This is a genomic window from Pantoea sp. Z09 (genome assembly GCF_022394795.1).
In the GTDB taxonomy this organism is placed as follows: Bacteria; Pseudomonadota; Gammaproteobacteria; order Enterobacterales; family Enterobacteriaceae; genus Pantoea; species Pantoea latae.
This window is the reverse complement of the sequence record NZ_CP092373.1, coordinates 2,531,938-2,553,699: the sequence shown is the minus strand read 5'-3', so window position 1 is coordinate 2,553,699 and position 21,762 is coordinate 2,531,938. Positions and strand designations below refer to the sequence as shown.

General features: G+C 62.2%; 17 protein-coding genes. 7 read left to right on the top strand and 10 right to left on the bottom strand.

The features are described 5' to 3' along the window. Positions 1-25: 25 nt before the first annotated feature. On the bottom strand, positions 26-571 hold the full coding sequence (locus MC269_RS12215; RefSeq protein ID WP_081135933.1) for a lipoprotein: 546 nt from the start codon (positions 569-571) through the stop codon (positions 26-28). A gap of 107 nt (positions 572-678) precedes the next feature. Between MC269_RS12215 and MC269_RS12210 the strand changes: the two genes are divergently transcribed. Beyond that, positions 679-999 carry a heavy metal-binding domain-containing protein gene (locus tag MC269_RS12210; RefSeq protein WP_081135931.1) on the top strand — a complete coding sequence of 107 codons (321 nt, stop codon included), beginning with the start codon at positions 679-681 and terminating at the stop codon, positions 997-999. Beyond that, on the top strand, positions 996-1,814 hold the full coding sequence (locus tag MC269_RS12205; RefSeq protein ID WP_239952572.1) for an N-acetylmuramoyl-L-alanine amidase: 819 nt from the start codon (positions 996-998) through the stop codon (positions 1,812-1,814). Before MC269_RS12210 ends, MC269_RS12205 begins: the two co-directional genes overlap by 4 nt. On the opposite strand, the gene ltaE is transcribed toward MC269_RS12205, so the two are convergent. From ltaE to MC269_RS12190, 3 genes are all read right to left on the bottom strand, one after another. Continuing rightward, positions 1,811-2,812 (bottom strand): low-specificity L-threonine aldolase, encoded by a 1,002-nt coding sequence (gene ltaE, locus MC269_RS12200; protein ID WP_239952571.1) that lies wholly within the window; start codon positions 2,810-2,812, stop codon positions 1,811-1,813. The genes MC269_RS12205 and ltaE overlap by 4 nt on opposite strands. Before the next feature lie 307 nt (positions 2,813-3,119). Next, positions 3,120-4,838 (bottom strand): ubiquinone-dependent pyruvate dehydrogenase, encoded by a 1,719-nt coding sequence (poxB, locus tag MC269_RS12195; protein ID WP_239952570.1) that lies wholly within the window; start codon positions 4,836-4,838, stop codon positions 3,120-3,122. Positions 4,839-4,938: 100 nt separating this feature from the next. Next, positions 4,939-5,838: a lysine exporter LysO family protein gene (locus MC269_RS12190; RefSeq protein WP_239952569.1), complete on the bottom strand. Its 900-nt coding sequence runs from the start codon at positions 5,836-5,838 to the stop codon at positions 4,939-4,941. A gap of 105 nt (positions 5,839-5,943) precedes the next feature. Here MC269_RS12190 and MC269_RS12185 point away from each other — a divergent pair, with 105 nt between their 5' ends. Continuing rightward, positions 5,944-7,578: an ATP-dependent endonuclease gene (locus MC269_RS12185; protein ID WP_239952568.1), complete on the top strand. Its 1,635-nt coding sequence runs from the start codon at positions 5,944-5,946 to the stop codon at positions 7,576-7,578. A gap of 80 nt (positions 7,579-7,658) precedes the next feature. Here MC269_RS12185 and cspD read toward each other — a convergent pair whose 3' ends face one another. Continuing rightward, positions 7,659-7,880, bottom strand: a complete 222-nt coding sequence (cspD, locus tag MC269_RS12180) for a cold shock-like protein CspD (protein WP_081135917.1) — start codon at positions 7,878-7,880, stop codon at positions 7,659-7,661. A gap of 320 nt (positions 7,881-8,200) precedes the next feature. Here cspD and clpS point away from each other — a divergent pair, with 320 nt between their 5' ends. Next, positions 8,201-8,521 carry an ATP-dependent Clp protease adapter ClpS gene (gene clpS, locus MC269_RS12175; RefSeq protein ID WP_033751321.1) on the top strand — a complete coding sequence of 107 codons (321 nt, stop codon included), beginning with the start codon at positions 8,201-8,203 and terminating at the stop codon, positions 8,519-8,521. 58 nt (positions 8,522-8,579) lie between these two features. Then, entirely contained in the window at positions 8,580-10,856 is a 2,277-nt protein-coding gene (gene clpA / locus MC269_RS12170; protein WP_081135915.1) for an ATP-dependent Clp protease ATP-binding subunit ClpA, read from the top strand. Between the two features lie 89 nt (positions 10,857-10,945). Here clpA and infA read toward each other — a convergent pair whose 3' ends face one another. From infA to trxB, 5 genes are all read right to left on the bottom strand, one after another. After that, on the bottom strand, positions 10,946-11,164 hold the full coding sequence (infA, locus tag MC269_RS12165; protein ID WP_002211347.1) for a translation initiation factor IF-1: 219 nt from the start codon (positions 11,162-11,164) through the stop codon (positions 10,946-10,948). A 348-nt stretch (positions 11,165-11,512) separates the two neighbouring features. Next, positions 11,513-12,205, bottom strand: coding sequence for a leucyl/phenylalanyl-tRNA--protein transferase (gene aat, locus MC269_RS12160; RefSeq protein ID WP_239952567.1), 693 nt, complete (start codon positions 12,203-12,205; stop codon positions 11,513-11,515). Positions 12,206-12,236: 31 nt separating this feature from the next. Further along, positions 12,237-13,967 (bottom strand): cysteine/glutathione ABC transporter ATP-binding protein/permease CydC, encoded by a 1,731-nt coding sequence (gene cydC, locus MC269_RS12155; protein WP_239952566.1) that lies wholly within the window; start codon positions 13,965-13,967, stop codon positions 12,237-12,239. Continuing rightward, complete coding sequence (gene cydD, locus MC269_RS12150) at positions 13,967-15,736, bottom strand: cysteine/glutathione ABC transporter permease/ATP-binding protein CydD (protein WP_239952565.1); 1,770 nt, start codon at positions 15,734-15,736, stop codon at positions 13,967-13,969. The genes cydC and cydD overlap by 1 nt, the downstream gene beginning before the upstream one ends. Before the next feature lie 139 nt (positions 15,737-15,875). After that, entirely contained in the window at positions 15,876-16,844 is a 969-nt protein-coding gene (gene trxB / locus MC269_RS12145; RefSeq protein ID WP_081135901.1) for a thioredoxin-disulfide reductase, read from the bottom strand. A gap of 526 nt (positions 16,845-17,370) precedes the next feature. On the opposite strand from trxB, the gene lrp reads away from it, so the two are divergent. Together lrp and MC269_RS12135 are read left to right on the top strand one after the other, a co-directional pair. Next, entirely contained in the window at positions 17,371-17,865 is a 495-nt protein-coding gene (gene lrp, locus MC269_RS12140; protein ID WP_006118610.1) for a leucine-responsive transcriptional regulator Lrp, read from the top strand. 119 nt (positions 17,866-17,984) lie between these two features. Beyond that, positions 17,985-21,647 carry a DNA translocase FtsK 4TM domain-containing protein gene (locus MC269_RS12135; protein ID WP_239952564.1) on the top strand — a complete coding sequence of 1,221 codons (3,663 nt, stop codon included), beginning with the start codon at positions 17,985-17,987 and terminating at the stop codon, positions 21,645-21,647. Positions 21,648-21,762 lie beyond the last annotated feature (115 nt).

Sequence of the window (21,762 nt, the reverse complement as noted above, 5' to 3'; positions counted from 1 at the left end):
AGCGGCGCGCGTCAGGAAACAGGGGTTATTTTCTCGCCTGCTCCAGCGTCTGGCTCAGGGTGCCGCCGCCCGGATGGGGCCAGTCGGCGACGTAGCGCACGTCGTCCACCACCCAGCAGGTGCCTTCGCGGATCATCAGCACCTCATCCTGCCAGCTTTTGTTGTCGCGGCTCAGCTCGACGCGCAGCGGAATATTGCGTGCGTCGCGGTTGGGAATGGTGGAGCTGTCCGCCACGCTGGCGGCGGTCGGGCCCTGCGGCAGGCTGGAGAAGAGATCGCCGCTGCGCCACGCTGCCGAGGCGTTGCCGCTCTGGCTGCCGGCCTGCTGCAACGCCTGGTAGAGACGTTCGCTCAGGTAGGGGCGATATTTTGCCAGCTGATCGCTGCCGGGCAGGCCTGGGGTCGGCTGCTGAAGGCGCAGATCGTAAAACTGCTGCGCGACGCTGTCCGGGCCGCCGTCGACGCAGGGCGCGCTGCGGGGGCCGTTGTCCTTAATCACCGGCTCGACCGTGGTGCAGGCTGAGAGCAGCAGCGCGGTGGGGATCAGCAGCGCAAAGGCTTTGTTTCTCATCTCGATTTCCTTATTGTTCTCTGGCAAAGCGCTATTTTTAGCATAGAGTATAGCCGTGCTTTTTAGTTGAAAGAGCCTTGCACGCCATTTCATAGAAGGAGAGAGCGATGAAGTTTTCCACTACGCCCACCCTGGAAGGACACAGCATCAGCGACTACTGCGGCGTCGTCACCGGCGAGGCGATCCTCGGCGCTAATATCTTCCGCGACTTTTTTGCCGGTATTCGCGATGTGGTTGGCGGCCGCTCCGGCGCCTACGAGAAAGAGCTGCGCAAGGCGCGTGAAATCGCCTTCGAAGAGCTGGAAGCGCAGGCGAAATCGCTGGGCGCCAATGCGGTGGTCGGCATCGATATCGATTATGAAACCGTCGGCAAAGATGGCAGCATGCTGATGGTCAGCGTCTCCGGCACGGCGGTGATCCTGCGTTGAGGCGGCGGCTGGCGGCGCTGTCGCTGCTGCTGCTGGCGGGCTGCCACAGCGGGCTGGAGTCGCGGCAGGGCTACTGGGTCGATACGCAGCATCCCGCTTACGGCGCCAGGCCGCGTATCAAAACCCTCGTTATTCACTACACAGCCGAAGATTTTCCCTCGTCGCTGGCGACCCTGACCGATCGCGACGTCAGCGCCCACTATCTGATCCCGCGCCAGCCGCCGCAGCGCGCCGGCAAACAGGTGGTGTGGCAGCTGGTGCCGGAGGCGCAGCTCGCCTGGCATGCCGGCGCCAGCTACTGGCGCGGCGCGACGCATATCAACGACACCTCTATCGGCATCGAACTGGTGAATCGCGGCTATACGCGCACGCTAACCGGGCGCGACTGGCAGCCCTTTAGCGCGGCGCAGATCGCCGCGCTGATCCCGCTGCTGAAAGATATCACTCAGCGCTACGCCATCGCCCCGGTGCAGATCGTCGGCCACAGCGACATCGCGCCGCAGCGCAAACAGGATCCCGGTCCGCTGTTTCCCTGGCGCCAGCTGGCGCAGCAGGGCATCGGCGCCTGGCCAGAGGCAGCGCGCGTGCAGCACTACTTAGCGGGCCGCGCGGCGCAGGCTCCGGTTGAGACAGAAAAGCTGTTGTCGGCGCTGTCGCGCTACGGCTATGACGTGAGCGGTGCGACCACGCCGCGCCAGCAGCAGCAGCTGATCGCGGCGTTTCAGATGCATTTTCGTCCGGCGGACTATCGCGGTTTGCCGGACGCGGAAACCCTGGCGATCGCCAGGGCGCTGCTGGAGAGATACGGCGATTAACGCTGCAGGAAGGCTCTCCAGTGCGCCACCAGCTGCTCCAGCGCAGAACGATCGACATCCAGATGGGTAACGATGCGCGTCACCGGCCCGACGCTAAGCAGCACGTCGCGCTGGGCGAACCAGCTTTTTAGCGCCTCGACCTGCTCGGCGGGCACGCGCACAAACAGCATATTGGTCTGCTGATCCACCACCTCGACGCCCACCTGCTGCAGCTGCTGGCCCAGCCAGGCGGCGTTGTCGTGATCCTCTTTCAGCCGCGCCACGTTGTGCTGCAGCGCATAGAGGCCGGCCGCCGCCAGAATCCCCGCCTGGCGCATGCCGCCGCCGGTCATTTTGCGCCAGCGGCGCGCGCTGTCGATATAGGCTTCATCGCCGCACAGCAGCGAGCCCACCGGCGTGCCCAGCCCTTTCGACAGGCAGATGGTCAGGGTGTCGCAGTAGCGCGCGATCGCCTCCAGCGTGACGTTTTGCGCCACCACCGCGTTAAAGATGCGCGCGCCGTCAATATGCAGCGCCAGCTTGCGCTCGCGGCTCAATTCAAAGGCGCGAGCGAGATAGTCGAGCGGCAGCACCTTGCCGTGATGGGTATTTTCCAGGCTGAGCAGGCGGGTGCGCGCAAAGTGAATATCGTCCGGCTTGATGGCGGCCGCCACGACGTCGAGCGGCAGCGTGCCGTCTGCGGCGGCGAGGATTGGCTGTGGCTGGATGCTGCCCAGCACCGCCGCGCCGCCCGCCTCATATTTGTAGTTGTGCGCCTGCTGGCCGACGATATATTCGTCGCCGCGCTGGCAGTGGCTCAGCAGCGCCACCAGGTTGGCCTGGGTGCCGGTAGGGAAGAACAGCGCGGCCGCTTTGCCGCTGAGCCGCGCCGCTTCCGCCTCCAGCGCGATAACGGTGGGATCGTCGCGATAGACGTCGTCGCCGGTTTCGGCGGCCATCATCGCCTGCAACATCGCGGCGCTGGGCCGGGTTACGGTATCACTGCGTAGATCGATCACGTGGCTCTCCTGAGAAAAGAAAAGCGGGCGTAAACGCCCGAACAGACGGCACACAGGGTGAGGAGCGGATGGCGTGGCCCGAGGAGCAAAGCGTCCCGCGCCATGGACAAAAACGCCAGGAGCGTTTTTGAACAACGCAGCGCGTTGGCCCGTTTACGGGCGCACCTCAGGGATGAGGTGCGTATGCGCGCGGGCCGAGCTGGCAGGGATGCCGTTTTTTGCGTCTTTGCGATCGGGCCACGCTATCCGCGCAGGCACCTTGTCTCTATCTTCAGCGGACCCAGATGCCCGCTGGCCTGTTTCTCTTTTACCGCAGCCAGTTGGTTTTCGCCAGCTCTACCACTTCGTCGCCGCGACCATTCAGAATGGCACGCAGCATATAGAGGCTGAAGCCTTTCGCCTGCTCCATCTTGATCTGCGGCGGCATCGCCAGCTCCTCTTTGGCGGTGATGACGTCCACCAGCGCCGGGCCGGGATGGGCGAACGCCTGCTCCAGCGCGCCGTTGAGATCGGACGCTTTCTCAACGCGATACCCTTTGATGCCGCAGGCTTCGGCGATAGCGGCGAAGTCGGGATTATCCAGCTCAGTGCCGTCGGTAAGGTAGCCGCCCGCTTTCATTTCCATGGCGACAAAGCCCAGCACGCTGTTGTTGAAGATCACCAGCTTCACCGGCAGCTTGAGCTGCGCCAGGGTGATAAAGTCGCCCATCAGCATGCTGAAGCCGCCGTCGCCGCACAGCGCCACCACCTGACGCAGGCGGTCGAGCGCCTGCGCGCCGATCGCCTGCGGCATCGCATTGGCCATTGAGCCGTGATTAAAGGAGCCGAGCAGGCGACGGCGGCCGTTCATCTTCAGATAGCGCGCCGCCCAGACGGTGGGCGTGCCGACATCGCAGGTGAACACGGCGTCGTCGCTGGCGTAGTGGCTGATCTGCTGCGCCAGATACTGCGGATGGATCGCCTGTTTGTCGTTGGCGTTGGCCAGCTCGTCCAGCCCTTTGCGCGCGTCGGCGTAGTGCTCCAGCGCGCTGTCGAGATGATGACGGTCGCTTTTCTGCGCCAGCCGCGGCAGCGCCTGCAGCGTCGGCTTCACCGCGCCAACGTACGCCTGATCGACATGACAGTGCGCGCCCAGGCTGCCGGGATTGATATCGAGCTGAATGATTTTCGCTTTTTCGGGATAGAAGGCGCGATAGGGGAATTTAGTGCCGAGCAGCAGCAGCGTATCGGCATTCATCATGGCGTGATAGCCGGAAGAGAAGCCGATCAGGCCGGTCATGCCGACGTCATAGGGGTTGTCATACTCGATATGCTCTTTGCCGCGCAGCGCGTGGACGATAGGTGCCTTCAGCGTCTCCGCCAGCTGCACCACCTCGTCATGAGCGCCGGCGCAGCCGCTGCCGCACAGCAGCGTGATATTGCCCGCCTCGTTGAGGCTCTGCGCCAGCTGCGCCAGTTCCGCTTCCTGCGGCAGCACCTGCGGCAGCAGCGGCGGATACCACGCGGCGGTGGCGCTCTCTGGCGCCGGCTTCAGCGCCACGTCGCCCGGCAGCACGATCACGGAAACGCCGCGATTCAGGATCGCCTTGCGCATCGCGATGCCCAGCACCTGCGGCAGCTGCTCGGGACTGGAGACCAGCTCGCAGTAGTGGCTGCACTCGCGAAACAGCTCCTGCGGATGGGTTTCCTGAAAATAGCCGCTGCCGATTTCGCTGGAGGGAATATGGGCGGCGATCGCCAGCACCGGCACGCGGTTGCGGTGGCAGTCGAACAGGCCGTTGATCAGATGCAGGTTGCCCGGCCCGCACGAGCCGGCGCACACCGCCAGCTCGCCGCTGACGTGGGCCTCGGCGCCTGCGGCGAAGGCGGCAACCTCTTCATGGCGCGTCGGCATCCACTCGATGGTGCCCATGCGGTTCAGGCTGTCGCTCAGCCCGTTCAGGGAGTCGCCGGTGACTCCCCAGATGCGTTTCACGCCCGCGTTTTCCAGCGTTTTGGCGATCAGCGCCGCAACGGTCTGCTTCATTCTCTTCTCCTCTGGCTGCAAGCCATCGTCCCGATGGCGGACAAAAAGAGAAGCGTAGTCGAGGTTGCGCGCGCGCAGCCGTGAAAAAGTGCGCTGCGCCTCAGGCAGAGAAAAAGGCGATCAGCAGCGGCGCCAGCAGGCTCATCACAAAGCCGTGCACGATGGCCGCCGGCACGATCTCGTTGCCACCCGCGCGCTGCAGCACCGGCAGGGTGAAATCCATCGCCGTTGCGCCGCACAGGCCCAGTGCGCTGGAGCGGTGCCGGGCGATCAGCGCCGGGATCAGCATAATGGCGATCAGCTCGCGCAGCAGATCGTTGAAAAAGGCGGCGCTGCCGATCACCGGGCCGAACGCCTCGGTCATCAGGATGCCGGAAAGGGAATACCAGCCGAAGCCGCTGGCCAGCGCCAGGCCGGTTTTCAGCGGCAGCCCCAGCAGCGCGGCGGCAATCGCGCCGCCCAGCAGCGCGCTCAGCAGCACCACCAGCGACACCAGCATGCCGCGTCGGTTAAGCAGGATCTGGCGCAGCGTCATGCCGCTGCCGCGCAGCTGCACGCCCACCAGAAACAGCAGAAAGATCAGCGCGTACTCGCTGGCCGTCGACGCGTGGCGCAGCAAGGGGAACTGCGTCAGCCCCGCGAGGAAGCCCAGCACCACCACGCCGCACAGGGTCAGGGAGTCGAGCGCCATGCGCAGCCGCGACGGCAGCGCTTCCTGCTTATGCTGATGATGCCAGGGGCGTTTTTTTTCCAGCAGGCGCAGCGCCAGCAGATTACACAGCAGGATCGCCAGTGCGCTCACCAGCGCGATATGAAACACGCTAAGCAGATTGCGGCTAAGGTTATCGAGAAAGGCGAGGCTGATGCCCATAAAAAACAGGATGATGTAGACCATCCAGCCCAGCAGGCGATTAACGAGGCGTAACACGGCGGGCTGACGCAGCGGCAGCAGCCAGCCCAGCACCAGCGGCAGCAGAATGATAAGAAGTCCAGAGTACATAACGGATGCGTTTCCTTACAGAGAGTGGCGACACGCTAGCGAAAAAGCCTGAAGGAGTAAACACTTGTATCACCGCGGCCTGGCTGAACCTGAGGAGGGATGCCCATGATTCTGGAACATATCGAGATTACCGGCTTTCGCGGCATTAGCCATCTGTCGCTGCCGCTCACCCAGACCAACCTGCTGATCGGCGAAAACGCCTGGGGCAAATCGAGTTTGCTGGACGCCCTGAGCCTGCTGCTGGCGCCGCAGGAGACGCGCTACGCCTTTACCCGTCACGACTTTCACTTCACGCCCGGCAACGGCGCGGCCCCGACGCGGCGGCTGCAGATCGTGCTTCATTTCCGCGACGACGGCAGCGAGCAGGCAGACGCCTTCTCGCCGTTCTGGCAGCACGACGCGCAGGGCGCGCGGCGGCTCTACTTCAGCACCCGCGCACGGCTGCGTGACGACGGGGTCAGCGACTCGCGCCGCTTTTTGCGCGCGGACGGCGAGCTGTTGCCGCTGGCGGGCAGCGAAGCGGCCATCGGCGAGCTGGTGCGGCGGCATCCGGTGCTGCGGCTGCGCGACGCGCGCTTTAGCCGGCGGCTGCGCCATGATGAGCGCGAGGGCGATGCGCAGCGTGCGCTGGCGACGGATATCGCCAGCCTGACGCGCCAGCTGGCGTCGCAGCCGCATCAGCTTAGCGACGAGACGCTGCGCCAGGGCGTCGCGACGATGCAGCAGCTGATGGAGCACTACTTTCTGGTGCTGCAGCCTGCTGACGGCCAGGCGCAGCGCAGCGATCCGCAGAGGCGCGACGGCGCACACGGCTGGCGTGCGCTGGATCGGCTTAATCAGCTGATGGGCGAAACCGACTCGCGCAGTCGGCAGATTGTGCTGCTGCGTATGTTCGTGCTGCTGGCGCAGGCGCGCGGCGCGGCGGCGCTCTCGCCCGAGGCGCGGCCGCTGCTGCTGATCGAAGATCCCGAAACCCGGCTGCATCCGATTATGCTGTCGGTCACCTGGAATCTGCTGGAGCTGATGCCGCTGCAGAAAATCGCCACCACCAACTCCGGCGAGCTGCTGTCGCTGACGCCGGTGGAGAACGTCTGTCGGCTGGTGCGCGAACCCGCACGCGTCGCCGCCTGGCGCATCGGCCCTCAGGGGCTGAGCGCCGAAGAGAGCCGCCGCATCGGCTTTCATATTCGCGTCAATCGTCCCTCGGCGCTGTTCGCCCGCTGCTGGCTGCTGGTTGAGGGCGAAACCGAGGTGTGGATCATCAACGAGCTGGCGCGCCAGTGCGGCTACCACTTCGCGGCGGAAGGAGTAAAGGTGATCGAGTTCGCGCAGTCCGGCCTGAAGCCGCTGCTGAAGTTCGCCGCGCGCATGGGCATCGCCTGGCATGTGCTGACCGACGGCGACGACGCTGGCAACAAATATGTCGCCACGGCGCGCAGTCAGCTTCAGCCGCATGAGGAGAGCGACCACCATCTGACGCAGCTGCCGGCGCACGATATGGAACATTTCCTGTTCAGCGCCGGCTTCAAAGAGGTCTATTTGCAGATGGCGCACCTGCCGTTAAACGCGGCGATGAGCCCGAGGCGTATTATTACCCATGCCCTTCAGCACGCCTCCAAGCCGGAGCTGGCGATCGCCGTGGCGATGGCCGCCGCCGAGCGCGGCGAGCAGGCGATGCCGCCATTGATGCGCCAGATGTTTTCACGCGTGATGTGGCTGGCGCGCGGCAAGGCGGATTAACCGCACGTGCGCAATAAAATAAAATGCCAGCGACACGGCTGGCATTTTTTGGGGGAGCGTTCAGAATGGGGGAGTGCCGTTCAGGCGTGCTGCACAGCCTCCACCGGCACGATCAGACTGGCGTGATTGCCCTTGGGGCCTTGATGAACGTCAAACTGAACTTGTTGGCCGGCTTTTAATGTTCTGTAACCATCCATCTGAATCGTAGAGTAGTGCGCGAAGATATCTTCTCCGCCACCAATCGGACAGATAAAGCCGAAGCCCTTGGCGTTATTGAACCATTTAACAGTACCCGTCTCCATGCTTTTACTTCCCTCGCAAGACATTTTGATAATCAGGTGAGTAAATTAAAGCTGGGGTCGAGTTTGTTTAAAACTCAATCAGCTTGTGTCTGTAGAATGTAGAGAAAGGGCCCCTGGCGTCAAGCAAACCGCCGGAGAGCGCCGGCATAAAATCGTCAAAATTTGAGGCAGTTAACGCTATTGCAAATTTTGTGATGCAGGTCGCGTGCGGTTTTTTCGCTTAAAAACGCGGCGGCGGTGGGTCCCTTGACAGGCGTGTTAAACTCTACGTATGGACAGCTAATCGTCCGTATCGATGTGCAGAATTTCAACGGAACATTATGGCAAACACTAACGACTGGCTTAATTTTGAACACCTGGCCGAAGACAAAGCGAAAGAGGGGCTCCAGCCGCCCTCTATGTATAAAGTCATCCTGAACAATGACGATTATACGCCTATGGAATTTGTTATTGACGTTCTGCAAAAGTTCTTTTCTTATGATGTTGAACGTGCAACGCAACTGATGCTGAAAGTTCACTACCATGGAAAAGCGATCTGCGGTGTGTTTACCGCCGAAGTGGCGGAGACCAAAGTCGCCATGGTGAACAAGTACGCGCGGGAGAATCAGCATCCACTGCTGTGTACGCTAGAAAAAGCCTGAACTCGCCCTCATATCCTGGAGGTGAGGTTATCAGAGCGATAATTGGGGGAGGTGCCAAATGCTCAATCAAGAACTGGAACTCAGTTTAAACATGGCTTTCGCCAGAGCGCGTGAGCACCGTCATGAGTTTATGACCGTCGAGCATCTGTTGCTGGCATTGCTGAGCAACCCGTCGGCCAGAGAGGCACTGGAAGCCTGTACCGTCGATATTGCCGCGCTGCGGCAAGAACTCGAAGCTTTCATCGAACAAACCACACCGGTGCTGCCTGCCAGCGAAGGCGAGCGCGATACGCAACCGACGCTCTCTTTCCAGCGCGTGCTGCAGCGCGCGGTGTTTCATGTCCAGTCATCGGGCCGCAGCGAAGTTGCCGGCGCCAATGTGCTGGTCGCCATCTTCAGCGAGCAGGAGTCGCAGGCGGCTTATCTGCTGCGTAAACATGAAGTGAGCCGACTCGACGTGGTGAACTTCATCTCTCACGGCACGCGCAAAGACGAACCTGGTCAGGCGCCGCACAATGAGAATCCGGTCAACGAAGAGCAAGCAGGCGGGGAGGAACGTATGGAAAACTTCACCACCAATCTTAATCAGCTTGCTCGCGTCGGCGGAATCGATCCGCTGATTGGTCGCGACAAAGAGCTGGAGCGCACCATTCAGGTGCTGTGCCGTCGCCGTAAAAACAACCCGCTGCTGGTGGGCGAGTCGGGCGTCGGTAAAACCGCCATTGCGGAAGGGCTGGCCTGGCGTATCGTGCAGGGCGACGTGCCGGAAGTGATGAAGGATTGCACCATCTATTCGCTCGATATCGGCTCGCTGCTGGCGGGCACCAAATATCGCGGCGACTTTGAGAAGCGCTTCAAAGCGCTGCTGAAACAGCTGGAGCAGGACAACAGCAGCATCCTGTTTATCGATGAGATCCACACCATCATCGGCGCAGGCGCGGCGTCCGGCGGCCAGGTGGATGCGGCTAACCTGATCAAGCCGCTGCTCTCCAGCGGGAAAATCCGCGTGATGGGCTCAACCACCTATCAGGAGTTCAGCAATATCTTTGAGAAAGACCGCGCGCTGGCGCGTCGCTTCCAGAAGATCGACATTACTGAACCGACGCTGGATGAAACCGTGCAGATCCTGAACGGTCTCAAGCCGAAATATGAGGCGCACCACGACGTGCGTTACACCGCGAAAGCGGTGCGCGCCGCGGTGGAGCTGGCGGTGAAATATATCAACGACCGTCATCTGCCGGACAAGGCGATTGACGTCATCGACGAGGCGGGCGCACGCGCGCGTCTGATGCCGGCCAGCAAGCGCAAGAAAACCATCAACGTCTCCGATATCGAGACGGTGGTGGCGCGTATTGCGCGTATCCCCGAGAAGAGCGTATCGGCCACCGATCGCGACACGCTGAAAAATCTCGGCGACCGCCTGAAAATGCTGGTGTTCGGCCAGGATAACGCCATTGAAGCGCTGACCGAGGCGATCAAAATGAGCCGCGCCGGACTGGGCCAGGATCGCAAGCCGGTTGGTTCCTTCCTGTTCGCCGGCCCGACCGGCGTGGGGAAAACCGAGGTCACGGTGCAGCTGGCGAAAGCGCTGGGCATCGAGCTGCTGCGTTTCGATATGTCCGAATATATGGAGCGTCATACGGTCAGCCGTTTGATCGGCGCGCCTCCGGGCTACGTCGGGTTCGATCAGGGCGGCCTGCTGACCGATGCGGTGATCAAACATCCGCATGCGGTGGTGCTGCTCGACGAGATCGAAAAGGCGCACCCGGACGTCTTTAACCTGCTGCTGCAGGTGATGGACAACGGCATGCTGACGGACAACAACGGCCGTAAAGCGGACTTCCGCAACGTGGTGCTGGTGATGACCACCAACGCCGGCGTGCGTGAAACCGAGCGTAAGTCCATTGGCCTGATCCATCAGGACAACAGCACCGATGCGATGGAAGAGATCAAGAAGATCTTTACGCCGGAGTTCCGCAACCGTCTCGACAACATTATCTGGTTCCGCCACCTGTCACCGGAGGTGATCCATCAGGTTGTGGACAAGTTCATTGTCGAACTGCAGGCGCAGCTGGACGCCAAAGGCGTTTCGCTGGAGGTCAGCGACGAAGCGCGCGACTGGCTGGCGGAGAAGGGCTACGACAAGGCGATGGGCGCGCGTCCAATGGCGCGTACGGTGCAGGAAAACCTCAAAAAACCGCTGGCCAACGAACTGCTGTTTGGCTCGCTGGTGGATGGCGGATCGGTTTCGGTGGCGCTCGACAAAGAGAAGAACCAGCTGACCTACCACTTCCTCAGCGCGGAAAAACGCAAAACGGAAGGCACGGTTCACTGATTGCCGTAGAGTAGAAATAGAAAAGGCCAGATGCGAATCTGGCCTTTTTTTTCACCGCCGTTCAGGCGGCGAATACGAAGTGGAGCCGCTTAGCGACTACGGAAGACAATGCGGCCTTTGCTCAGGTCGTACGGGGTCAGCTCAACAGTCACTTTGTCGCCCGTCAGGATGCGGATATAGTTTTTACGCATTTTACCGGAGATATGAGCGGTAACCACGTGACCGTTTTCAAGTTCTACACGGAACATGGTGTTAGGTAACGTATCAAGTACGGTACCTTGCATTTCAATATTGTCTTCTTTGGCCATCGAATCCTCTGGGTGGACTAGCTTTCAGTGAACCGGCAAAATAATGCCGAATTCCACGATTTATGTAAAGAAACGTTGGCGATAAGGCCAACGCTTCGCCGTGCTTCGCGCGCGGAGCGCGAGCATCTCGGTTAAATTCGGGTGTTTATGTGACGTCTGCGGGGGATTAGCGGGCTAAGAATCTGCATCAGTCGGCGGTAACACGCGCTCATCTGAAACAGTTCCGGGAGTGCGTAGTGATTCCCAGCCTGGCAATTCCGGCTCGCCGTTGCGAAGCGCGGACGACATACCAAACGCGACTATTATACCACTTTTGCGCCTGATTGTGTGCAAAACATCTGCGCGGGCTTAAAAAAGGGTCTGGGTGCGCCAGCATCCGGCGCTGACGGGCTGCCAGGCAAGGGTTTGAACGTACTGCAAATAGTCGACGCGCGGAATTTCGCGCGCGCCCAGCGAGGCTGTATGCGGGTTTAAAACCTGGCAATCCACCAGCCTGCCCTGGTGTTTGATAAAATGCTGGCAAAAGACCCACAGTGCGGTTTTCGACGCGTTCTCCATGCGGCTGAACATCGACTCGCCGCAGAAAATCTGGCCCAGCGCCAGCCCATACATGCCGCCGACCAGCTGGCGATCCTGCCACACCTCGACCGAATGCGCATGCCCCAGCTCATACAGGCGCTGCCAGGCGCGCTTCACCTCAAAAGTGATCCAGGTGCCCTCCTGGCGACCGGTGGCGCAGCCTTCGACCACGTCGAAAAAGGCCTGATTCATGGTAACGCGAAACGGCGAACGCCGATGAAAGCGCGCCATACTGCGGCTGAGGTGAAACGTCTCCGGCAGCAGCACCGCGCGCGGATCGGGCGACCACCACAAAATGGGATCGCCCGGCGAGAACCAGGGAAAAATGCCGTGCTGGTAGGCGCTGAGCAGGCGGGCAGGGGAGAGATCGCCGCCCATCGCCAGCAGGCCGTTCGGCTCGCGCAGCGCCATCTCTGGCGGAGGAAAATGAAGGGATTCCCGTGACAGTTGCACCAGTCTCATCGCATCTCTACTCGCTCTATTTTCGCTAAGACTATAGCGCAAAGCGCTGCTGGAAATGCCAGTAGCGACCCGCTTTTGAGATTAATTCCTGATGGGTGCCCTGTTCAACGATTTGGCCATTTTCCATTACGCAGATGCGATCCAGCGCGTCCAGCCCGCTCAGTCGATGCGTCACCATAATCAGGGTCTTGCCCGCCGTGACCTGCTGCAACAGCGCCAGGATATGGCGCTCGGTGGTGGCGTCGAGCCCTTCGGTTGGCTCATCCAGCAGCCAGAGATCGCCGTCGTGCAGCAGCGCGCGCGCGATCGCCAGGCGGCGCAGCTCGCCGCCCGACAGCGGACGGCCGCCGTCGCCGAGCCAGGCGTTCAGCCCTTCGTCACCCTCCAGCAGGCGCGCCAGGCCGGTCTGACGCAGCACGTCGCTAAGCTGCGCGTCGCTGGCGTCGGGCCGCGCGATGCGTAGATTGTCGCGCAGCGTCTGGTTAAACAGATGCACGCGCTGAGTGACAACGCTGATGCGCTGCCGCAGCGAGCGCGCATCCCAGTCGCGCAGCGCGAGGTTTTGCAGCCTGATCGACCCGCTGTCGACCTCCCATGCGCGGGTCAGCAGCGCCAGCAAGGTCGATTTGCCGCAGCCGGTGGGGCCGAGCAGCGCCACGCGTTCGCCTGCGCGCACGCTCAGCGACAGCTGGTCCAGCACCGCATCCGGGCGCTGCGGATAGTGAAAGCTGACCTGGTCGATCGCCACCGCCAGACTGCCTGCGTCAGAGGTCGAGGCGGCGGGAAACGCCAGGGTGGGCGTCTGGTCGATAAGGGCGTTGACGCGCTCGGCGGCGGCGATCACCTGCGCCAGCGGCAGAAAGGCGCCGGCGACCGGCGCCAGTGCTTCAAACGCGGCCAGCGCGCAGAAGACCACCAGCGCGATGAGCGCGCCGGGCGACGCGTCGTGCGCCAGGCCACCTGCGCTTATCCACAGCAGCAGCGTCACGGTCGCGCCGCTCAGCAGCAGCAGCAGGCTTTGCGACAGCGCCTGTAAACGCTGCTGCTGGCGCTGCGCCGCCTGCCAGCGCCGCTCGTCAATGTCGAGCTGCTGACGCCAGCCGGCGGCAAGGCCGTAAAGCGTCAGCTCCGCCTGGCCGCTCAGCCACTGCATCAGCCGCAGGCGCCAGGCGGCGCCCTGCAGCGCAATGGCGCGTCCGGCCGGCGCGCCCAGGCGGTAAAACAGCGGCGGCATCGCCACCAGCGCCGCCAGCATCACGCCGCCCAGCACCAGCGCCAGCCGCACATCCACCAGGCCGATGCCCAGCGTCACCACGACAATCACCACGAACGCGCCCGCCAGCGGCGCGATCACCCGCAGATAGAGATGATCAAGCGTATCGACGTCGCTGACGAAGCGGTTAAGCAGATCGCCCTGACGAAATGCCGCCAGCTGGCCCGGCGCCAGCGCAATCAGGCGGCTGAAGGTAAAGACGCGCAGATGCTGCAGCACGCGGAAAGTGGCGTCATGGCTCACCAGCCGCTCGAAATAGCGCGCGGCGGTACGCGCGATGGCCGCGCCGCGCACGCCGGCGGCCGGCAGCATGTAGTTAAAGCTGTAGAGCCCGGCGAGCCCCGCCAGCGACGAAGCGGCCAGGAACCAGCCCGACAGCGCCAGCAGGCCGATACTGGCGAGCAGCGTGACGATGGCGAGCAGCACGCCGAGCAGCAGCCGCCAGGGATGGCGCCGGAACAGGCGCAGGAAAGGACGCAGTGCGGACATCAGCCGATCTCCCGTTGACGATGCGAAACCATCTGACGAAACGGGCCGGGCTCGGCGATCAATGCCTGCCAGCGGCCTTGCTGCGCCAGTTTGCCATCCTGCATCACCCAAATGGCGTCCCACTGCTGAAGCTGATCGAGTTGATGCGTGATCATCAGCGTGGTTTTCTGGCGCGACGCGGTGTCGAGCGCCTGCATCACATGCTGTTCGCTGCGGCTGTCGAGACTGGCGGCGGGCTCGTCCAGCAGCAGCAGGCGCGCCGGTTTATAGAGCGCGCGCGCCAGCGCGATGCGCTGCGCCTGGCCTACCGAGAGGCCGGCGCCGTCATCGCCGACACGCGAATCGATGCCGTCGGCCAGGCGCGGCAAAAACTCGCTCACGCCGCACGCCGCCAGCAGATCCTCGAGATCGGCGTGATGCGACGCGCCGCCCATCACAATGTTGTCGCGCAGTGTCTCGGCGGGCAACTGCGGATTCTGACCGAGCCAGGCGATGTGCTGATGCCAGGCTTCGCGGCGCATCTCGCGCAGCTCAACGCCGTTGACGCGCAGCGATCCCTGGTAGGGCAAAAAGCCGAGCAGCACGTTCATCAGTACGGTTTTGCCTGCGCCGCTCTCGCCCACCAGCGCGACGCGCTCGCCGGCCGCAAGGGTAAAGCTCAGCGGACCGCACAGGCTTTTTTTATCCACGCTGAGCGCAACGACATCCTGGGCGACGATAGCGATTGCCGCGTCGTCGGTCAGTACGGCCGAACCGGCTGGCTGCTCAGGTTCCGGACTTTCGCGCATAAAGCGTTCCAGGGCGTCCGCGCCGCCGATCGCCTGCGCTTTGGCGTGATAGAAGGTGCCGAGATCGCGCAGCGGCTGAAAAAACTCCGGCGCCAGCAGCAGGGCGACGAAGCCGGCAAACAGCGTCACGCCCTGACCATAGGCGCCGAAATGGAGTTCGCCGAGGTAGGAGAAGCCGAAGTAGACCGCGACCACCGCAATCGCCAGCGAGGCGAAAAACTCCAGCACGGCGGAGGAGAGAAAGGCGAGACGCAGCACCTCCATGGTGCGCTGGCGGAAGTCGGCGGTAGAGGTGGCGATGGCGGCGGTTTCCGCCTCGGCGCGGTGAAACAGACGCAGGGTTTCGCGTCCGCGCAGGCGATCGAGAAAGTCGCCGCTCAGGCGCGCCAGCGCCACGAAGTTGCGGCGGCTGGCGTCGGCCGCGCCCATGCCGACCAGCGCCATAAACAGCGGGATCAGCGGCGCGGTTGCCAGCAAAATCAGGCCAGCCGCCCAGTTCAGCGGAAACAGGGTCAGGAGAATGCACAAGGGGATCAGCGCCGCCAGCGTCATCTGCGGCAGATAGCGCGCGTAGTAGTCCTGCATCTCCTCGATCTGCTCCAGCAGCAGCGTCGCCCAGCTGCCCGCTGGTTTGCCGCGGATCCAGGCCGGACCCAGCGCGGAAAGGCGATCCAGCACCTGCTGACGCAGCGCCCGGCGAATCGCCTGACCGGCGTGAAAGCCCGCGATCTCGCGCGCATAGTTAAGCAGCGCGCGCAGCGCAAACAGCAGCAGCAGCAGCGAGAAGGGGAGAAGAAGCTCGCCGCGCGGCCGCTGATCCACAATCAGCGCCTGCAGCAGAAACGCCAGCAGCCAGGCCTGGGCGATAATCGCCAGCGCGCTGCCCAGCCCGCAGAGCGTCGTCAGCCGCAGCCAGCGGCCGCCAGACGCGCGTTGCTGGCGCAGCCAGCGGGTAAGTTCATGTTGCCGGGTTTTGTTCATGCGAGACCGTAAGCGTTGTCAGCGACCAACGAAAGGATAAAAGGCTTTCTCTTCAGGCGCACGAATCTAGCACGGCGGCATAAAAAAAGGCGACTGAAAAACAGTCGCCCTGAACAACTTAGATCAACAGATTAACAACTTACCGATCGTTTTTAACCAGCCCATCCAGATAACGCTCGGCGTCTAGCGCGGCCATGCAGCCGGTGCCGGCGGAGGTGATCGCCTGACGATAGATATGGTCCATGACGTCGCCCGCGGCGAAGACGCCAGGGATGCTGGTCTGGGTGGCGTTGCCATGCAGGCCAGACTGCACCTTGATATAGCCGTTTTCCAGCGCCAGCTGGCCGTCGAAAATCGCCGTGTTCGGGCTGTGGCCGATAGCGACGAACAGGCCCGCCACCTCCAGCGACTCGGTTTCCGCGTCGTTAAGCGTCGAGCGCAGCGTCAGGCCGGTAACGCCCATCTGGTCGCCGACCACCTCTTCCAGCGTGCGATGGGTGTGCAGCACGATATTGCCGCTGCGCACTTTTTCCATCAGGCGATCGATCAGGATCTTCTCTGCGCGGAAGCTGTCGCGACGGTGAATCAGATGCACCTCCGCCGCGATATTCGCCAGATAGAGCGCCTCTTCCACCGCGGTGTTGCCGCCGCCGATCACCGCCACTTTCTGGTTGCGATAGAAGAAGCCGTCGCAGGTGGCGCAGGCGGAAACGCCTTTGCCCTTAAACGCCTCTTCAGAAGGCAGCCCCAGATAACGCGCAGAGGCGCCGGTGGCAATAATCAGCGCGTCGGCGGTGTATTCGCCGCTGTCGCCGGTCAGGCGAAACGGGCGGTTCTGCAGATCGACGCTATGGATATGGTCGAAGATGATTTCAGTGTTGAATTTTTCGGCATGCTCGTGCATGCGCTCCATCAGCGAGGGACCAGTGAGATCGTGCGGGTCGCCGGGCCAGTTCTCTACCTCAGTTGTGGTGGTCAGCTGACCGCCTTTTTCGAGGCCGGTAATGAGTACCGGATTCAGGTTAGCGCGGGCAGCATAGACCGCTGCGGTATAACCCGCCGGGCCGGAGCCCAGAATGAGCAATTTACTGTGTTTGGCCGTACTCATATGATCCTCAGTTTCATCGGCTGACAACATGACCTGGGATTGTAGGGAATTTACCGAGGCAAAAAAAGGGCTGGAAAATTTTGTTTCCGATAGCTGCAAACGGCGTAGACGATAATACCGGTTTCTGCACGCCGTCTGCGCCAAAAGGGGGCAATAATCGGTTTTTACTGGTGCAGGAGAGGAAAAATACTCATTTAAAAACAGTAACCCAGCGGTCTGTCTGGCATCTTGTCCTGAATTTGGTCTTTTTACTTTGACAATCGCCTGCGCTTTTGCGAAAACAATGGCAGAAGCGAAGAAGAAGGAGGGAGTCAAAACAGGGTTTCGTCTCTTGTTTTGCCTTTTACACCGGATAAATTACAGCCTGACATGGGTAATGACGCATGATGTGGACAGACAACATGCGTCATGCGGATGGATGCGCGAGGGCGCACAGGCTCTGATTCTTCACTTCAATAATGCCTTGAACAGTGACCGTTTTCAGGGTGTGGCAGGTAAAGGGAAGGAATTAAGAGAGACAATAATAATGGTAGACAATAAGAAACGCCCCGGAAAAGATCTCGACAGAATCGACAGAAACATCCTGAACGAACTTCAGAAAGATGGTCGTATTTCCAACGTAGAGCTTTCCAAACGCGTAGGATTATCGCCTACGCCATGTCTTGAGCGTGTGCGTCGTCTGGAGCGTCAGGGTTTTATTCTTGGCTATACCGCGCAACTTAACCCGCACTATCTCGATGCGTCGCTGCTGGTTTTCGTTGAGATTACTCTGAATCGTGGCGCGCCGGATGTGTTTGAACAGTTTAACGCCGCTGTGCAAAAACTTGAGGAAACTCAAGAGTGTCACCTCGTTTCCGGTGACTTCGACTACCTGTTGAAAACGCGCGTGCCGGATATGTCCGCCTATCGTAAGCTGCTCGGCGAAACCCTGCTGCGCCTGCCGGGGGTCAACGACACCCGTACTTACGTGGTGATGGAAGAGGTCAAACAGAGCAATCGGCTGGTGATTAAAACCCGATAACGCAGCGCAGGTGCAAAACCTGTGATATTTCGATACACTCCTGTGAATTCATACAGGACCAGCGTCGGGCTTGCCCGACGCTGTTGCCTTCATAATTTACAGGCACCTGGAGAGTTCTCTTGAGCCAGGAATACACAGAAGACAAAGAAGTTTCGTTAAAACCGCTGAGCAGTGGACGCCGTCTGCTGGAAGCGTTGCTTATTCTCGTCTCACTTTTCGCCATCTACCTGATGGTTTCTCTCGTCAGCTTCAATCCTTCCGATCCAAGCTGGTCGCAGACCGCCTGGCACGAGCCGATCCACAATCTCGGCGGCGGCGTGGGCGCCTGGCTGGCGGATACGCTGCTGTTTATTTTCGGTGTGATGGCCTACGCCATTCCGCCGGTGATCATCGGCCTCTGCTGGATCGCCTTTCGCCAGCGCGATCGCCAGGATTACATCGACTATTTCGCTATCGGCCTGCGCCTGATCGGCGTGCTGGCGCTGGTGGTCACCACCTGCGGCCTGGCGGCGCTTAACGCCGACGATATCTGGTACTTCGCCTCCGGCGGCGTGATCGGCAGCCTGGTCAGCAGCGCGATTGCGCCCTGGTTCAGCCCGGCCACCGGCACGCTGGCGCTGCTGTTTGTCTGGGCGGCGGGCATTACGCTCTACACCGGCTGGTCATGGCTGACCATCGCCGAACGCATCGGCGGCGTGGTCATGGGCGTGCTGACCTTCGCCAGCAACCGCTCGCGTCGCGATGAGCCCTGGCACGAAGAGGATGAAGTCGAGTATGAGGACGCGCCGCGCGCCGTAACGGCCGCGCAGGACGAGCACGACGTGCTGCTCTCTTCGCCACGCGCCCATGCGCAGGCTGCTGCGCCGGTTGCCGACGATCCGCTGCTGGCAAAAGCGGCGGCGGCGACCGACGCCGCGCTGACCTCTGCCGTTGAAGCTGCAGGCGTCTCCGCGCCCGTCGCGCCGGCGCCGGTTGTCGAGGCCGGGCCAGCGCCGGTAGCCGTACCGGTTTCAGCGCCTGCCGCTTCTGCGCCACTTCAGCCCGCAGCGGCTATGCCCCAGCAGGTTGCCAGTACCGTTACTCCAGCGCCGCAGCAGGCTAGCAGCGTCGCTACCCCAGCACCGCAGCAGGTCACCAGCGCCTTTACGCCAGCGGTCGCTCAGCCAGAGCCGCCGGCTGCGCCTGCGCCGGTCGAACCGCCGCGTTATCACTTTGAAATGCCTCAGCAGACGTCTGAGCCCGCCTTCTCGCAATGGGAAGAGGACGACGGCCCGCAGATGGGCAACTGGCGCGACGCCGATATGGGCGCTGCGGCCACCGCTGGCGCGGCGACAGCCGCCGCCGCCGCGCAGGCCGCGACCACGCCGCTGTTCGACATCGCCCCGGAAGGGGATTTCAATCCGCAGGTGAAGCAGGGTATCGGTCCGGCGCTGCCACGTCCTAACCCGGTCAAACTGCCGACGCGCCGCGAACTCGCCTCATACGGCATTAAGCTGCCTTCACAGCGCATGGCGGAAGAGAAAGCCAAAGCGGAAGAGCAGCAGCGCGCCGACGCCGTTGCGCAGCCCGTTGACGCTGAGCCAGCATGGCAGGAAGAGGATGCTCAGGAGCAGGCGCAGCTGCGTGCCGCGTTCGCCAGCCAGCAGCAGCAGCGCTACGGCGAAAGCTGGCAGCCGCAGCAAGAAGAGCACGAAGAGGCGGCGGAACAGGCCGCGCTGGCGCAGCAGTTTGCCGCGCAGCAGCAGCAGCGCTACGGCGAAGAGCCGGAAGCGCAGGCGCCAGTCTTTAGTCTCGACACCTCTGCCGCGTTTGACTTCTCGCCGATGAAAGATCTGGTGGATGACGGCCCTAACGAGCCGCTGTTTACCATCGCCAGCGCGCCGGAGCCGGAAGCCCCGGCGGCGACGCATACGCCGTGGCAGCAGCCTGCGGAAGCGCCGGTGGCGCAGCCCGCTATGCCTGTGGCTGCGCCGTCGACGACCGCCGCTTACGGCTCCGCTGCGTCTGAACCCGCGGCTTACTCGCCCGCCGCGCCGACGCAGACTGCTGCGCCAGCGGCGTACGAGCGCGCCGCGCCGACGCAAACGCCTGCGGCTTATCAACCCGCTGCGTCAGTACAGACGCCTGCGCCCGTGGCTTATGAACCCGCTGCGCCAGCACAGACGCCTGCGCCTGCGGCTTACGAACCTGCTGCGGCAGTTCAGACCCCAGCCGCAGCCCAGCCGCAGCCCGGCTCGCTGGATAACAGCCTGATCCATCCCTTCCTGATGCGCCATAACCAGCCGCTGGAGAAACCCTCTACGCCGCTGCCGACGCTGGATCTGCTTACCTCGCCCCCTGCGGAAGAGGAGCCGGTCGACATGTTCGCCCTGGAGCAAACGGCGCGTCTGGTTGAAGCGCGCCTGGGCGACTATCGCGTCAAGGCGGAAGTGGTCGGCATCTCGCCTGGCCCGGTGATTACCCGCTTCGAGCTGGATCTGGCGCCTGGCGTCAAGGCCGCGCGCATCTCCAACCTGTCGCGCGATCTGGCGCGTTCGCTCTCCGCAGTGGCGGTGCGCGTGGTGGAGGTGATCCCTGGCAAACCTTATGTTGGCCTGGAACTGCCGAACAAGCATCGCCAGACGGTCTATCTGCGCGAGGTGCTGGACTGCGCCAAATTCCGCGATAACCCGTCGCCGCTCGCTGTGGTGCTGGGTAAAGATATCGCCGGTCAGCCGGTGGTCGCAGACCTGGCGAAGATGCCGCACCTGCTGGTGGCCGGTACCACCGGCTCCGGTAAGTCGGTCGGCGTCAACACCATGATCATCAGCATGCTCTATAAGGCGACGCCGGAAGAGGTGCGCTTTATTATGATCGACCCGAAAATGCTCGAGCTGTCGGTCTACGAAGGCATTCCGCATCTGCTGACCGAAGTGGTCACCGATATGAAAGACGCGGCCAACGCGCTGCGCTGGAGCGTCGGCGAGATGGAGCGTCGCTATAAGCTGATGTCTGCGCTGGGCGTGCGTAACCTGGCGGGCTACAACGAAAAAGTCGAGCAGGCGGAAGCGATGGGCCGTCCGATCCCCGATCCGTTCTGGAAACCGGGCGACAGTATGGATATGACGCCGCCGGTGCTGGAAAAACTGCCCTATATCGTGGTGCTGGTGGATGAGTTCGCCGACCTGATGATGGCGGTGGGCAAGAAAGTGGAAGAGCTAATTGCGCGTCTGGCGCAGAAGGCGCGCGCCGCGGGCATTCACCTGGTGCTGGCGACGCAGCGTCCCTCCGTGGATGTGATCACCGGCCTGATCAAGGCCAACATCCCGACGCGTATCGCCTTTACCGTGTCGAGCAAAATCGACTCGCGCACCATCCTCGACCAGGGCGGCGCCGAATCGCTGCTGGGGATGGGCGACATGCTCTACATGCCGCCGAACTCTTCTATGCCGGTGCGCGTGCATGGCGCCTTTGTTCGCGATCAGGAAGTGCATGCGGTGGTGCAGGACTGGAAAGCGCGCGGGCGTCCGCAGTACATTGAAAGCATTACCGCTGGCGAAGAGAGCGAAGGCGGCGGCGGCGGGCTGGAAGGCGACGAAGAGCTGGATCCGCTGTTCGATCAGGCGGTGGCCTTCGTGGTCGACAAGCGTCGCGCCTCGATTTCCGGCGTGCAGCGTCAGTTCCGCATCGGCTACAACCGCGCCGCGCGCATTATTGAGCAGATGGAAGCGCAGGGCATCGTCTCGGAGCCGGGTCACAACGGCAACCGCGAAGTGCTCTCGCCGCCGCCGCACGAGATGTAACGCGACACGCTTTGCAACAAACAATCATGGGCCAGTTTTCACTGGCCCATTGTTTATACGCGGTTTGCCCCCTATATCAGATAACGCTTTCGGGTTTTTCTCCTGGCTCAATGCC

Excerpts from the sequence above, each read along its gene's own strand:
- clpA (WP_081135915.1), top strand. The coding sequence starts at position 8,580 with ATGCTCAATCAAGAACTGGAACTCAGTTTAAACATGGCTTTCGCCAGA.
- MC269_RS12215 (WP_081135933.1), bottom strand. The coding sequence starts at position 571 with ATGAGAAACAAAGCCTTTGCGCTGCTGATCCCCACCGCGCTGCTGCTC.
- clpS (WP_033751321.1), top strand. The coding sequence starts at position 8,201 with ATGGCAAACACTAACGACTGGCTTAATTTTGAACACCTGGCCGAAGAC.
- cydC (WP_239952566.1), bottom strand. The coding sequence starts at position 13,967 with ATGTCCGCACTGCGTCCTTTCCTGCGCCTGTTCCGGCGCCATCCCTGG.
- trxB (WP_081135901.1), bottom strand. The coding sequence starts at position 16,844 with ATGAGTACGGCCAAACACAGTAAATTGCTCATTCTGGGCTCCGGCCCG.
- MC269_RS12185 (WP_239952568.1), top strand. The coding sequence starts at position 5,944 with ATGATTCTGGAACATATCGAGATTACCGGCTTTCGCGGCATTAGCCAT.
- cspD (WP_081135917.1), bottom strand. The coding sequence starts at position 7,880 with ATGGAGACGGGTACTGTTAAATGGTTCAATAACGCCAAGGGCTTCGGC.
- infA (WP_002211347.1), bottom strand. The coding sequence starts at position 11,164 with ATGGCCAAAGAAGACAATATTGAAATGCAAGGTACCGTACTTGATACG.
- lrp (WP_006118610.1), top strand. The coding sequence starts at position 17,371 with ATGGTAGACAATAAGAAACGCCCCGGAAAAGATCTCGACAGAATCGAC.
- MC269_RS12190 (WP_239952569.1), bottom strand. The coding sequence starts at position 5,838 with ATGTACTCTGGACTTCTTATCATTCTGCTGCCGCTGGTGCTGGGCTGG.
- cydD (WP_239952565.1), bottom strand. The coding sequence starts at position 15,736 with ATGAACAAAACCCGGCAACATGAACTTACCCGCTGGCTGCGCCAGCAA.
- poxB (WP_239952570.1), bottom strand. The coding sequence starts at position 4,838 with ATGAAGCAGACCGTTGCGGCGCTGATCGCCAAAACGCTGGAAAACGCG.
- MC269_RS12210 (WP_081135931.1), top strand. The coding sequence starts at position 679 with ATGAAGTTTTCCACTACGCCCACCCTGGAAGGACACAGCATCAGCGAC.
- aat (WP_239952567.1), bottom strand. The coding sequence starts at position 12,205 with ATGAGACTGGTGCAACTGTCACGGGAATCCCTTCATTTTCCTCCGCCA.